This is a genomic window from Tianweitania aestuarii (genome assembly GCF_018457165.1).
Lineage (GTDB): Bacteria > Pseudomonadota > Alphaproteobacteria > Rhizobiales > Rhizobiaceae > Tianweitania > Tianweitania aestuarii.
In genome coordinates this window covers 878486-890831 of record NZ_JAFMNX010000001.1, presented here as the reverse complement: position 1 = coordinate 890831, position 12346 = coordinate 878486, and the positions used below count along the sequence as shown (strand labels likewise).

Here is a 12346-nt window from a genome sequence, read left to right as displayed (position 1 = left end):
TGTCCGCCCATCATTGTTCTTCCTGCCAAACGCCCTTGGCCTTCAGGCCCTCGGCGACTTCCTTGGGCATGTAGTTCTCGTCATGCTTGGCCAGAACGCTGTCGGCCACAAAGGTGCCGTCCTCGCGAAACGCGCCTTCTGTGACCACGCCTTGTTCCTCGCGAAACAGGTCGGGAAGAATGCCGGCATAAACGACTTTCACCGAGTCGGTGCCATCCGTGACCGAGAAGGCAACATCCGTGCCCTGCCCGCGCAAAACGGTTCCGGCCTCGACCAAACCGCCCAAGCGGATGCGCTGGCCGGCAGGCACTGCTGCGGTTTGAAGGTCTTCCGGCATGTAAAAGAACGATGTGCGCTGCCCGAGCGCGTAGAAGGTCAAGCCGGTTGCCATGCCTAGAAAGGCCAGCGCGCCGAGGATAACGGACAAACGCTTTTGCTTGCGGGTCATGGCTGGCTCACTTCGGGAATGTTGAGCGACGTTGCGAATGTCTGCAGCGCCGCTGCCTCCCGCGTCGTGTTGCCCAAGGCAGCCGTGCCGCGCTGCAAGGCATCGCGCGCCTGATCCGGCTTGTTCAACACCATGTAGGATCGAATGAGCCGCTCCCATCCCGCGCGGTCGTTCGGATTGTCCTTCAGCTTGGCATCGAGACTGGCGACCATGCCCTCGATCATGGCCGTGCGATCTTCCGCCGTCATGTCGCTGGCATTGTCGATATCAGCCGTGCTCGGGCCTGGCTGTCCCGTAGCCGCCGCTTCGGCCTGGATCTTGTCGGCTTGCGCAAGGGCAGCCGTGGCCGCATTCTTCCAGGACGAGTCATCGGGAAGATCGGCCTGCATGGCAGTCCAGGTGGCCTTCGCCTCGTCGAACCGGCCGTCCTGAGCGGCACTCAAGGCTAGATAGAAACGCGCCTTTCCGTCGGTCGGCGCAATCGCCAGTGCCCGCGTGAAGGCCGCTTTGGCATCGGGCGAAATCGCGCCACCTGCAACGGCTACATACGCTTCGCCGAGGCCGCTTTCGCGCGGCGCTGTTGGTCCGAGATATTCGATCGCGTTGCGATAAGCGGTCACCGCATCGTTGGCACGGCCGACGCGAACATAGATCGGCGCCAGCACTTCCCAGCCGTTGCCGTCGCGCGGATTGGCCTGCAGATGCGCTTCGGCGCGCGCGACCAGTTCGCTGACGGGACTTTCAGCCGGGTTCTGCTGCATGCGTGCCTGCAGCGGCTGCGATGGCTGGTCGGGCGAACCCGTCGCGGCATAAACGCCCCAGCTCACCAGCGGAACCGAAAGCACGGCCGCCATAGCCAGCCAGCGGCCAGCCGATCCGGTTCGACCGGCACCCGAATCCTGCGTCTGATCCGCCTTGAGGATACGGCGTGAAATCTCGTTGCGCGCTTGCTCGGCTTCGGCCCGGCCGATTAGGTTGCGGCTTTGATCCCGCTCCAATTCATCGAGTTGATCCTTGTAGATCATCAGATCGAAAGCGCTGTCGGGCGCAGCCTCAGCGGTGCGCCGCATGAACGGCAACAGAACGCTGACGCAGGCGCCAAATGTCAGCAGGGCAGCGAGGATCCAGAACAACATGCGCGTCTTTTACGCCGCGCCTTTGCCTTCGCCAACACCAGGCGGGTGCGGCACTCCGTCTAGGAGACGGAACTCACACAGATGTCAGGTCAGCGGCGTCCAGCTGCCATCCGCATTGCGGCAGGCCGAGCCACGCGCCGTGCGCGGAGCACCACCGACAAAGACGGTATGATTATACTGGCGGCAGTCCTGCGACCCGACGCGGTAAGGCTGAGCCGCAACGACTTCGCCGTAATGTCCGGCCTTCTGGTTCCGCCACGTCACGGGCTGACCGCTCGGCGTGTATTCCAGCGCCCGATATTCGGCTTCCAGAGCGCTGCGCTTGTCGCGATTGTCCAGCTCCTTGCCGATCGTTCCGCCGACAAGGCCGCCCGCCATCTGATCGAGAAGCGCTGCACCGACCGGCTTTTCCGCAACGGCCGGCTGCACGAAGCTGCTCGCGGGCACGCGCAGCCCGCTGGTCGAGCAACCAGCAAGAACAGTCAGAAGCAATGCCGAAAGAACGTTTTTCATCATGGTCGTAGGTGCTGCCGATCGCAAAGGTGCATCCATGCACGTCATGCTTCTATCATAAGCTAATGCGCGCGGGGCAGTTCTACAATCACCTTGAGCCCGCCAAGTTCCGAACGATCGAGCGTCAGGGCTCCGCCATACTGCGCCACCAAGTCCGACACGATCGACAAACCAAGTCCTGAACCCGGCTTGGTTTCATCCAGACGCTTGCCCCGCTTCAACGCCTCGCGCCGTTCTTCGTCGGGAATTCCCGGACCGTCGTCTTCGATGATCAGCACCAGACGCTCCGCCCGTTCATCGCTGACGGCGTCGCGCATGGTAACCTGCACCCTTGAGCGCGCCCACTTCACGGCGTTCTCGATCAGGTTGCCGGAGATTTCCTCGAAGTCCCCTTCTTCGCCGGCAAAGATGATCTCGCCGTTCGGCATGTCGAGACGCGTGGCGATGGCGGGATTGAGCTTCTCCATCACGCGCAGCAAGCGTTCCATGGACGGCCGCAGCGGCGTGCGGAACACCACGCTGTCGCGCTGCGCCGCGATCCGGGCACGCTGAAGATAGTTGTCGATTTGCTGGCGCATGGCGGTCGCCTGGTCGCCCAGCAACTGCCCCTGCTCGGTCCCCATCGATCGCCCTTCGTTCATGATCACGGCCAAGGGCGTTTTCAAGGAATGCGCGAGGTTTCCGACCTGCGTGCGGGCGCGCTCCACAATGCGGCGATTGTTGTCGATCAGCGCGTTTGTTTCCTGCACAAGCGGCTCGATCTCGGGCGGAAACGCACCTTCAAGCCGCTGCGCCGAGCCTTCGCGCACCTTCGACAAGGCGGCCCGCACTTTCGCCAAGGGCCGCAAACCGAAGATGATGGCGGCTGCGTTGAACGCAACCGTACCAAGGCCGAACATGAAAAGGTAGAAGTAAAGCCGCTGCTCGAACTCGCTGATCTCGTCTTCGAGTTCGGTCAGGTTGCCCATGACGCGAAAGCGCGCGATGCGGTTCTGGTCATCGAGCACGAACTCGTTTTCGAAAACCTTGACCCGCTCGCCGGCCAAACCGTTGGCGGCATAGGAGCGCTGGAAGCGGCCATCGAACGGCACCTGCACCAGCGTCGGCGAATCGATGTTGCCGCTGAAGGACAGCGACCGCAGCCGGCCCTGAAGGTTCTCGGAGATCGGCTCCACCGACCAGTACCAGCCGGACCGCGGAATGACGTAGCGCACATCGCCCAGATCGGGCGAGCCCTGCAAACGACCTTCGTCGCTCACGCCAACCGCACCGATGAGGTTGAACAGATGCGCCGACAGAAGACTGTCGAAGCTCTTTTCGCTCGCTTGCCGGTAAAGCGCGGAGATCACGGTCGCGATCGCCACGAGCGAAAGCACCGCCCACAGCGTCGACAGCGCGAGAACGCGGATTGTCAGCGAGCGCGGAAGCCGGATCATGGTCGAGCGATCAGGCCGCGTGGCCGGGATCGCGCATTCGGTAGCCCATGCCGCGCACCGTTTCGATCAGATCGACGCCCATCTTGCGGCGCAGTCGCCCGACAAACACTTCGATCGTATTGGAATCGCGGTCGAAGTCCTGATCATACAAATGCTCGACCAGTTCGGTACGCGACACCACCTCGCCGGTGTGGTGCATGAGGTAGGCGAGCAGCCGAAACTCGTGCGAGGTGAGCTTCAACGGAACGCCATCGACATCGGCCTTCGACGCCTTGATATCCAGACGCAGCGGTCCGCAAGACAGTTCCGAAGACGCATGTCCGGCAGCACGCCGGATCAGCGCGCGTACACGCGCCAGCACTTCTTCGATGTGGAATGGCTTGGTGACGTAATCGTCAGCTCCGGCGTCGATGCCCTGGACTTTGTCGCTCCAACGATCGCGCGCGGTGAGAATCAGCACCGGCATCTTGCGACCGGCGCGACGCCACCGTTCCATCACGCTGATGCCGTCCATCTGCGGCAGGCCGATATCGAGCACCACGGCGTCGTAGGGTTCCGTGTCGCCGAGAAAGTGTCCTTCCTCGCCGTCATAGGCGCGATCGACCACATAGCCCGCATCCGTGAGAGCGTCGGACACCTGCCGGTTCAAGTCCTTGTCGTCTTCGACGACCAATATGCGCATGCCCTCACCCCAGGCCCGACTTCACTTAACGCCGCAAGAAATCAGTTCTTGTCGGCGGGCACCACAAACTCCGCGCGCCGCGGACGAGCGCCATCTTTGCCAGGAAGCAGAATCACGATCCGGCAGACCTGCTTCCCGTCCTGAATGCCTGGCATGGCGCGGGCGAGCTGGCCATCCTTGTCGGCTGCCAGCTTCACCCCGATCGCATAGCAATCATCGGCATAGGCTGTCGATGGCCAAGGTGATGCCGCCAACGAACCGAGCACGACGAGCGATGCGAAAGTGAGAGCGCGTGTGAGCTTCATGGTTCCCGTCGAGGAAAAGCAGTTCATGGTTGGAGCAAAGACGGCAGTCGATTTGGCAAAGGCTTTTTGCCCGGCAATCGATCCGGAAAAAGGACCTTCTCGCCTCGGTTCACCGCCATCTTTCACTCCAGTTTCGTTGAACCTATCGCAGGAGGGCTGAACGCGTCATGAACGTTTCCGTTGCCCTTCGACCCTCACCACCCCGATTGGTCAGTGCCAAATCCAGAAACGCGCCTAGCCGATTTTCTCGGTTGCCGACAAGCGGCCCAGCACCGCGATCACACCACCCACCGCCGTCACGATCTGCAGCAGCGCTTCCGTCATCAGAGCCTGATCGGATGACCCGATCGACATGCCCATCAAACCACCAGCCGCCGCGGCAACCGTGACCAGCGACGCCCAAACCGTACGCGAGAGATACCAGGGTTTCGAGCTTTCCATTACAAACTCCTTTGCTTTGTTCATCACAATAGTGCGAATGCGGCGCTTGCCGGCATGCCGAGACCCACCGCTGCACTGATCTGGCGGACCGTCACCCGCAGCTGAGCCGGCACGCGTCCGAAGTCGCGAACCGCATCGTTTCGATCGTAGAAAAGCGCGGCTGATTGCATCTGCACACGCCGCTTCACCACGCCCGCAGCGTCGGCAATGGCGATCTCGTAGGCCTCCGTCGTCTCGCCCAACGGGATGTCGCTCGCCGCCCAATCATCCGCATCGAGCCGACCGCGCCGGATCCACGAAAAGCGCCAGCCATCCATTTGCGGCGAGCAGCGAAGATGAACCGGCGACAAGGGCTGGCGCGACCGTTCACCGCCGATCAGGCTTTGCGTCACGAACAGCCCGTCCGAAATGGGATAGCTCGTCGGGCCCACCCGCCATTGCCGCTCCAGCCCAAGCTCGGCGGAACGCAACCCAGCCGGCTTCACGCGTTCATCCAGCAGCACGAACGCCTGTCCGGCAGACGCACCGACAATCATCGCATCCTCCGTTCCAAGCTGCGCCCGCAGAAGGTTGCTGAGCTGCCAGCGCCCCGCCGCCACTTCTTCGGCCTGGCTGAACTGCAGGATCTCCCAGGCGCCATTATCCGCCTGCACGGCCGCCGTCCCGCCACCGTTCAGCATCTGCCCCATGGATTGGCTGGCAAGCGATCCTGCCAGCAGATCCACCGCGATACGATTGGCGCGGTCCAGGCGTCCCACGACGCCCGGCTGCAACGCCGCCACCAACGTGCCGATGACCGCCGGCGCCGCCACAATACCGCGCTCGCCGAATCCGCTGCCTTCCGGCGAAGCCATCACCGACAGCGTCTTCCAGGGCTTGGCATAGGCCGCGATCCGCAGCTGGTTTTCGGGCAGCGTTTCGCCCGGCAGCATCGGCACATCGAGAAACACCACGAACGGCGCACCCGCCACCGGTTGTGTGATCACCGTTTCGACCGGCTTCTGCACCCGCCACGGCGACGCCGGCACACGCCGGATCTGCTTGGCGCGCAGGCTGCGCTTCGCGCCCGTTTCGGCGCTGGTCACGAGGTACTCGATCCCCGGCTTGGTGTCCGGCAGCCGGATCACCGTTCCCGGCTGAAGATCCACCGCGCCGCTTTGAACGGCAAACGCCACCTCTTCCCGCCCGGCCCAGAAATCGCGCAACCGATCCGCCGCCAGCGCCGCCGCACTCGCCGGTTCCAGCACGACCGGCATTGCCAGCGCCTGCTGCCGTGTTTCCGTTTCGCGCGGATCAATGCTGCGCACCGTTGCAGCCTGATAATCGGCGAACGGATCGCGAAATGCGAGCGTCAGTTCCGTCGGCAATTCGCCATCCGGCACACGGCTCGTTTCCAGGATTGCGCCGCCGTCCTCAAGTACGAAGTCGGTGACATCAACCGCTGCCGCCGTGCTTGTGCCGCCAAAACGCAGGCGCTCGCCATCGTCGCGCGCGCCCAAACCGAACAGGTTGACGATCGGCTCAAGCGCTGCCCGGGCCGTGCCCGGCTCTTCCACGATGAAGCCGTGCACCGACCCATCCACGCCCGCCACATCCGCCGCCGGCAAACCATGATCGGCCAGGATCGCGCTGACCAGATCGGCCACCGTCACGGCATTCAACCGCCCGTTCAGCCAATGCCCGAGCAGCCAGTTGTTGCCATCGGCCCAAACATCGCCGCGCTGGGGAAAGGCCGGAAAGGGCCGGGCATCCCAGGCCCAGAGATAAACGCGTTCCGCATCCACCATCCGCCCGCCATAAAGCGGCGAAAGGGGATTGTCGGCCTCGCGGAAGCCCGCGACATCCGGGTCCCAATGCGCCTGATGTGCCTGGAGGAAGTTCTGCTGCGCCACATCGGACCGCCCTCCGGTCGAATAATAAGGCAGACCATTTTCCGTCGATTTCGGATCAGGAAACACATTCGGCTGGTTCGGCCCCTTGTCGGCTGCCGAACAACCGAGCTCCGTGAACCAGATCGGTTTCGAGCAAGGCACCCAACCCGTTGCCTGCCGCACCTCGACACCGCCCACGCGATCACGATGCGGATTCGCCCACCAGTTGCGGAGATCCTTGAAGCGATACACCCACGGCTTGTTGTAACCGCCATCGGTGATCGGCGTGCGCTTGCGCTGATGCCGATCATCCAGGCTGGCATAATACCAGTCATACCCCTCGCCGCCCGCGATCTGGCTGCGCAACCCATCGGGATCATAGGCGCTGCCGAACCCATCCGGATTGCCACCGCTGGCATCCGCATCGCGCCAGTCCGACAGCGGCATGTAATTGTCGATGCCGATCGCATCGATCGCCGGATGTGCCCAAAGCGGGTCGAGGTTAAAGAGGATGTCACCGGTGCCCGCCGGTTGGTGCCCGAAATACTCGCTCCAGTCCGCGCCATAGCTGATCTTGGTGTCCGCCCCGAGGATCGCCCGCACATCTTCCGCCAGCCGCATCAAGGCATGAACAAAGGGAAACGCGCCCGACCCATCGCGCACGCAACTCAGCCCGCGCAGTTCCGAGCCGATCAGAAACGCCTCCACCCCGCCCGCCGCCTTCGCCAGATGCGCGAAATGCAGCAGAAAGCGGCGATAGCTCCATTCGTCCGCCGGCCCGGTAAAGCGGATCGTGTCCTTCTCCGTCCGGAATGCCCCGCGTGCCGCTTCTCCCACAAAGGTCGCGATCTGCACGCCTGCCGCCGCACTGCCCTGCGCCGTTCCCGCCTGGTCAGGCGCGGGATGACAAGTGATCCGCCCGCGCCAGGGATAGGCCGGCTGACCCGCCCCACCCCATGGGTTCGGCAGCGCATTGCCTTCGGGCACATCCATCATGATGAACGGATAAAGCGTCACCTTCAGCCCGCGCGCCTTGATCTCGCGAATGGCCTCAATGACCGACCGATCGGACGGCGCACCGCCATAAGCCGCACGCCCGTCATGGCGCGACACGACCGCCGCGTCGGCTCGGTCCAGGCCCGACACGCGCCACGGCTGTGATTGCCCGCCCGCCGTTTTCTGCGTCACCATCGGCCGAATGGTGCAATCACCCGCGCGCAGATCATTGCCGAACCAAGTCGCCACCAGCCCGATATGTTCGAGCTTCGGGCACAGTGCCTGCAGCTCATCGAGTGCCGCTACCAGATCGCTTCCGGCATGCAGCACATGCCGGTTGAGCGCTTCCGTTTCACCCGGTCGATGCTTCAGCGTCACCAAGGATGGCGAAAGGCCATATTCCGTCGAGCCGGGGATCAGCGTCACCGCCCGGATATTGGCGCTCAATCCCCCGACCGGCCGCATCACCTCGAAGGAAAACTGCGGCACGCGATTGCCGTAGTCGGCGAGCGGAAAGCGCTCGAACACCACATAGGCCGTGCCGCGATAAGACGGCGCATTGTTCGCGCCCTGCCTTGCCTCGATCAGATGATCGGGCTCCTGCGCCTCATCGCCACGATACCAGCGGATCTCATAGCGTGTCTGGTCGAGCTCGCGTCCATCCGCCCAGATCCGCCGAACACCCGCGATCGGCCCTTCACACAGGGCGAAAGCCAGATTGGCGAAATAGGTGTAGCTGGTGACCTTCGGCCCGCCCTTGGCGCCAGCGCGTTCGGACGTCGTTTCTTCCTCGAACCGCGTCGCCCAGATCAGCGTCCCGTTCACCCGCACGCTGCCATAGATACGCGGCAGCGCAGCTCCGTCTTCCGCCGTGAACGGGCGCGGATCGTTGAGGCGCGGACCTTCCAGACGCCGCGTGCCGTTGATGACGGCCTGATCCACGGCATAGCCCGCCAAGGCACCGGCCGCGCGGCCCACCACCGCGCCGACAGGCCCCAGCATGCCGCCGAGAAACGCCCCGGCCGCCTGCAAAACGATCGTCGCCATCGAAACCTCAGTGTTTCAGTTCGGGAAAAACAAACACGCCGGCGATGCGGCGCTTCCAGTGTGAGCCGAGCGGCGAAAGAAGAACCGCATGGCCTTCATAGGCATGGATCATGCGGGTTCCGCCGACCGCGATCGCGCAATGCTTGGCCGGCAGATCCGGACGCCATCGAAACAGGATCAGATCGCCCGCCGCCATCTCACCGACCGGCTTCTCCCGGCATTGCCGTCGCGCGGCTTCCAGCAGCGGATCACCCCCGCCAGCTTCCGCCCAGTCCGCCGCATAAGCACCCGGCTGTTCGGGAATGTTGCCGTAAACCCTGTCCCAAACACCCATGATGAGCCCCAGGCAATCGCACCCGACGCCCCGCCTTCGCCCCTGATGCCGGTAGGGCGTGCCGAGCCATGTCATCGCTTCGGCCACAATTCGATCAGCACTCATGGCACGATCGGTGCGCCGTCGAAGGTGACGCCGTCCGTGACATAGCCGTAAGCGGCATCATTGCCCGGCAGATGCGGAAAGCCGCGGAAGTTCGCGCTGTTGCCGAACTTCGCCTTGCAGGTCGCAAACAGCTTGTCGCAGCCTACTTCCACCGTGAACGCATCGCCCGGTGCCGAAACGATCGTGCCGTCGCGCCAAAGCACGAGCCGCACCCCGTCCAGCCTGCGCGCATGATCCAGAACCTGCTCCGTTCGCCCCGCATTGGCGCCCGATGTCCAGAACAGCCGCCCGTGCGAAAACCAGCCGGCCTCCGCATCATCCAGCCTGGAAACCAGCACGGCATCGCGCCCCTCGACCTCCAGCACGACACCACTGGCGTGAAAGCCCGGCCGATCCAGCGCGACCTTGCAGCGCTGATCCCCCAGCACCGCATCGCATTCCCGGCGAATGTATCGCCCGTTCACACGGTCGAGGCTTTCCGTCGGGCTGAGCAGTTCCGCCGTGAACTGACCGTCCTGCCTCGTGATCTTGCCGATCACCGCCTTGCGCAGCAGCGTCCACTGGTCGGGATCGCTCCAGTTCACCAGCAGCGTTTCCACCCCCGCCCTGTCAAACGCGCCCGCCGCGATCTCCTCGTCCGAAATGTCGAGCGAAGACAGGGCACCGTCGATGTCCACCGTATCCGTGCTCAGGCCCAAGCGGTCGCGCGCTTCGCTGGCCGAGAACCCGGTTTCCGGCTGAAACACCGTGCCGTCCACCACGAGCCGCTCGTCATGATCGGTATAGCCTGCCACCCACCCGTCGCGCCGGGTGACGCGCCAGCAATGGCACAGCGTCGTCGTGGCGCCTCCGAGATGGACACGAAACTCGTCGCTCACATTCATGCGCTCACCTCGATCAGGGGAATGGAAGGGATCTGCCCGGCCTTGAATGCGGTCAGACTGATGGCGATGCGCTCGGTGTCGAAGCGCACCGGCACATGAAACTCGAAGCCGGCCGTCACCGCAGCAGCCGCAGCCGGCGCTTGGACGAGCGTCACCAGGCCCGTAGCCCAGTCCACCGCAAACCGGTTCGCAGCGAGCTCACCACCCGCCACTGCCACGCGCACACTGCCCGCCAACACCTTGCGGATCGGCCTGACATAAGCGTCCTCGCCAGCCCCATAGGTCTTCGCCAGTTGGAACGCCTTCACGACACCATCACCGGTGCCGATCCGCTGATCCCGCGCCCCGATCACCCCATCCGGCCGGCACGATTTCATGTCGAAGGGATCGCGAAAGCGGAACCCGTGCAGCGATCCTCGCCGCGCTTCGAAGAAGTCCATGATTTCGTAGAGGTCACCGAGCGAGCGCACGCCGGTACCCGCATCGTAGTGCCTGCGCGAATGGCGCAGCCTGGCATTGCGCTGCTCCTTGCCCGACGTCATCTGTACGATTTCGACCCGCCGTTCCGGTCCCCCAGTCGCACCGAAAGACACGGCTGCGGGAAACAGCACGTCATGAAACTCAGCCATTTCCGCTCCTGATTAACGTCCGCGTGCGCCGCGCGACACGGCCTGCGCCAGCATGCCGGTGATCTGCGCTTCCGATTTGCGGAACGAGGCCGCATCGCTTGTTGTCACATTGAAGGTGATGTTCACCGGCGCCGATCCCCCGCCGCCGGATGCGACGCCCAGCCGCCCGTCCGAGCCGCGCGCCAACGGCAGGATCGCTTCCGCCCCCGCCTCGCCCATCAGCCCGGTGCCACCAGCCATCGGGAAGTAAGACGGCGTCGACACCACGCCCTCCTTGGCAAACGGCGTCACGCCGCCCATCAGTCCGCCAAGAATGTTCGACATCAACGAGCCGGTCAGCTGGCTCAACGGGGCCAGGCCTGCCGACAAGGCCCGGCCCGCCATGTTCGAGCCCATCCGCCTCAGAATATCGTCCAGCGACTTGCCGCTCACCGCCGCACTTTTCAGCGCTCCGGTCAGGTCGCGCCCGAAACCTTGCGACAGCGTGCGCAGCTGGTCGAGCGTCTGGAGAAACGGCGCCGCATCCGCCTCGATGCGGATTGAAACATCATCAGCCATAAGATCCTCCATCGGGGAATTGCTGCATCAGCCGGTCAAAGTCGGCCCGCCCAAGCGGCTCGCCGCCGGCAGGAAACAGCGGTTTGATCGCCACTGCCAATTCGATCGGCGTCATCGCCCAGAACTGGCTGGGTGCAAGCCGCAGCAGGCCGAAACCAAGCGCCATCGCCTGGTCCCACGGAAAGGCAGCACTTTGCTGCGCACCCCCACCTGCTGCGGCCTTCAAGGGTTTGGCGAAGGCGCTCCGAACGTCGCCTGCAGGAGATCGCTGACGATCTGCGCGAAGCCGGCCACGCCGCCGTCGGCCGTCATGCTGCGGACGGCACCATCCGCCACATCGTTGCCGCCACCGCGCAAACCCGCGCCGATCACCGCGATCATGTCGCCGGCCGACAGCGTTCCACCGGAAAAGCGCTGCACCAGCGCACCGAGATCATCCGCCGCAAAGGCATGTTCGAGTTCGGCCAGCGCGCCAAGCGTGAGACACAGCCGATACTCGCGCCCGTCCAGAACGGCGGCCACTTCGCCGCGTCGCCGGTTCACGCTCATAGGCCTGAGAACCCGACAGCGCCGGCCGATTCCAGCGAAACCTCGAAGGTCACTTCGCCGTCATGCGCGCCGGAATATTCCAGCGCGGTGATCTGAAACGGCCCTTCGACGGTGCCGAAGTCCGGCACCAGGAACTGCCAGCGCCCGATCGCGCCCGAAAAGAACGCCGCGCGCATCGCCGCATCCGAAGCCGCATCCTTGAAGATGCCCGCACCACTCACCGACGCCCGCTGCACACCAGCGGCCGCCAGCAGCTCGCGCCAGCGTCCGGCCGAGTCCGAGTCGGTCACATCCACCGTTTCGCTGTTGAAGGCGAGCCGCTTGGTGCGCAGCCCCGCCACCGTGGTGAAGCTGCCGCCTCCCGCATCCATTTTGACAAGCAGATCCCTGCCCCGTTGAGCACCCATGAAAC

At 64.1% G+C, this 12346-nt stretch carries 15 protein-coding genes; all 15 read right to left on the bottom strand.

From position 1 onward, the window contains the following. Positions 1-10 precede the first annotated feature (10 nt). The gene (gene ccmE / locus JYU29_RS04280; RefSeq protein WP_213983495.1) at positions 11-448 is read right to left on the bottom strand and encodes a cytochrome c maturation protein CcmE; all 438 of its coding nucleotides are present in this window, start codon (positions 446-448) and stop codon (positions 11-13) included. Beyond that, entirely contained in the window at positions 445-1584 is a 1140-nt protein-coding gene (ccmI, locus tag JYU29_RS04275; protein WP_213983494.1) for a c-type cytochrome biogenesis protein CcmI, read from the bottom strand. The genes ccmE and ccmI overlap by 4 nt, the downstream gene beginning before the upstream one ends. Before the next feature lie 84 nt (positions 1585-1668). Further along, entirely contained in the window at positions 1669-2100 is a 432-nt protein-coding gene (locus tag JYU29_RS04270; RefSeq protein ID WP_347879847.1) for an RT0821/Lpp0805 family surface protein, read from the bottom strand. Between the two features lie 59 nt (positions 2101-2159). Next, positions 2160-3533: an ATP-binding protein gene (locus tag JYU29_RS04265; RefSeq protein WP_213983493.1), complete on the bottom strand. Its 1374-nt coding sequence runs from the start codon at positions 3531-3533 to the stop codon at positions 2160-2162. Positions 3534-3543: 10 nt separating this feature from the next. Further along, complete coding sequence (locus tag JYU29_RS04260; protein ID WP_213983492.1) at positions 3544-4215, bottom strand: response regulator transcription factor; 672 nt, start codon at positions 4213-4215, stop codon at positions 3544-3546. Positions 4216-4256: 41 nt separating this feature from the next. Then, positions 4257-4520, bottom strand: coding sequence for a hypothetical protein (locus tag JYU29_RS04255; protein WP_250157177.1), 264 nt, complete (start codon positions 4518-4520; stop codon positions 4257-4259). A gap of 234 nt (positions 4521-4754) precedes the next feature. Beyond that, on the bottom strand, positions 4755-4961 hold the full coding sequence (locus JYU29_RS04250; protein ID WP_213983491.1) for a hypothetical protein: 207 nt from the start codon (positions 4959-4961) through the stop codon (positions 4755-4757). Positions 4962-4984: 23 nt separating this feature from the next. Then, the gene (locus JYU29_RS04245) at positions 4985-8875 is read right to left on the bottom strand and encodes a baseplate multidomain protein megatron (protein WP_213983490.1); all 3891 of its coding nucleotides are present in this window, start codon (positions 8873-8875) and stop codon (positions 4985-4987) included. Positions 8876-8882: 7 nt separating this feature from the next. Continuing rightward, positions 8883-9314 (bottom strand): NlpC/P60 family protein, encoded by a 432-nt coding sequence (locus JYU29_RS04240; RefSeq protein WP_213983489.1) that lies wholly within the window; start codon positions 9312-9314, stop codon positions 8883-8885. After that, complete coding sequence (locus JYU29_RS04235; protein WP_213983488.1) at positions 9311-10198, bottom strand: DUF2163 domain-containing protein; 888 nt, start codon at positions 10196-10198, stop codon at positions 9311-9313. Before JYU29_RS04235 ends, JYU29_RS04240 begins: the two co-directional genes overlap by 4 nt. Next, positions 10195-10827, bottom strand: coding sequence for a DUF2460 domain-containing protein (locus tag JYU29_RS04230; RefSeq protein WP_213983487.1), 633 nt, complete (start codon positions 10825-10827; stop codon positions 10195-10197). The genes JYU29_RS04235 and JYU29_RS04230 overlap by 4 nt, the downstream gene beginning before the upstream one ends. A gap of 12 nt (positions 10828-10839) precedes the next feature. Then, positions 10840-11385, bottom strand: a complete 546-nt coding sequence (locus JYU29_RS04225; protein WP_213983486.1) for a phage tail tape measure protein — start codon at positions 11383-11385, stop codon at positions 10840-10842. Beyond that, positions 11378-11611, bottom strand: a complete 234-nt coding sequence (locus tag JYU29_RS04220; protein WP_284144892.1) for a rcc01693 family protein — start codon at positions 11609-11611, stop codon at positions 11378-11380. The genes JYU29_RS04225 and JYU29_RS04220 overlap by 8 nt, the downstream gene beginning before the upstream one ends. Continuing rightward, complete coding sequence (locus tag JYU29_RS04215) at positions 11608-11934, bottom strand: gene transfer agent family protein (protein WP_213983484.1); 327 nt, start codon at positions 11932-11934, stop codon at positions 11608-11610. Before JYU29_RS04215 ends, JYU29_RS04220 begins: the two co-directional genes overlap by 4 nt. Continuing rightward, positions 11931-12341, bottom strand: coding sequence for a phage major tail protein, TP901-1 family (locus tag JYU29_RS04210; RefSeq protein WP_213983483.1), 411 nt, complete (start codon positions 12339-12341; stop codon positions 11931-11933). Before JYU29_RS04210 ends, JYU29_RS04215 begins: the two co-directional genes overlap by 4 nt. Positions 12342-12346: the final 5 nt, after the last annotated feature.

Excerpts from the sequence above, each read along its gene's own strand:
- ccmE (WP_213983495.1), bottom strand. The coding sequence starts at position 448 with ATGACCCGCAAGCAAAAGCGTTTGTCCGTTATCCTCGGCGCGCTGGCC.
- JYU29_RS04215 (WP_213983484.1), bottom strand. The coding sequence starts at position 11,934 with ATGAGCGTGAACCGGCGACGCGGCGAAGTGGCCGCCGTTCTGGACGGG.
- JYU29_RS04240 (WP_213983489.1), bottom strand. The coding sequence starts at position 9,314 with ATGAGTGCTGATCGAATTGTGGCCGAAGCGATGACATGGCTCGGCACG.
- JYU29_RS04230 (WP_213983487.1), bottom strand. The coding sequence starts at position 10,827 with ATGGCTGAGTTTCATGACGTGCTGTTTCCCGCAGCCGTGTCTTTCGGT.
- JYU29_RS04245 (WP_213983490.1), bottom strand. The coding sequence starts at position 8,875 with ATGGCGACGATCGTTTTGCAGGCGGCCGGGGCGTTTCTCGGCGGCATG.
- JYU29_RS04235 (WP_213983488.1), bottom strand. The coding sequence starts at position 10,198 with ATGAATGTGAGCGACGAGTTTCGTGTCCATCTCGGAGGCGCCACGACG.
- JYU29_RS04225 (WP_213983486.1), bottom strand. The coding sequence starts at position 11,385 with ATGGCTGATGATGTTTCAATCCGCATCGAGGCGGATGCGGCGCCGTTT.
- JYU29_RS04255 (WP_250157177.1), bottom strand. The coding sequence starts at position 4,520 with ATGAAGCTCACACGCGCTCTCACTTTCGCATCGCTCGTCGTGCTCGGT.
- JYU29_RS04210 (WP_213983483.1), bottom strand. The coding sequence starts at position 12,341 with ATGGGTGCTCAACGGGGCAGGGATCTGCTTGTCAAAATGGATGCGGGA.
- JYU29_RS04250 (WP_213983491.1), bottom strand. The coding sequence starts at position 4,961 with ATGGAAAGCTCGAAACCCTGGTATCTCTCGCGTACGGTTTGGGCGTCG.
- JYU29_RS04265 (WP_213983493.1), bottom strand. The coding sequence starts at position 3,533 with ATGATCCGGCTTCCGCGCTCGCTGACAATCCGCGTTCTCGCGCTGTCG.
- JYU29_RS04270 (WP_347879847.1), bottom strand. The coding sequence starts at position 2,100 with ATGATGAAAAACGTTCTTTCGGCATTGCTTCTGACTGTTCTTGCTGGT.
- JYU29_RS04260 (WP_213983492.1), bottom strand. The coding sequence starts at position 4,215 with ATGCGCATATTGGTCGTCGAAGACGACAAGGACTTGAACCGGCAGGTG.
- ccmI (WP_213983494.1), bottom strand. The coding sequence starts at position 1,584 with ATGTTGTTCTGGATCCTCGCTGCCCTGCTGACATTTGGCGCCTGCGTC.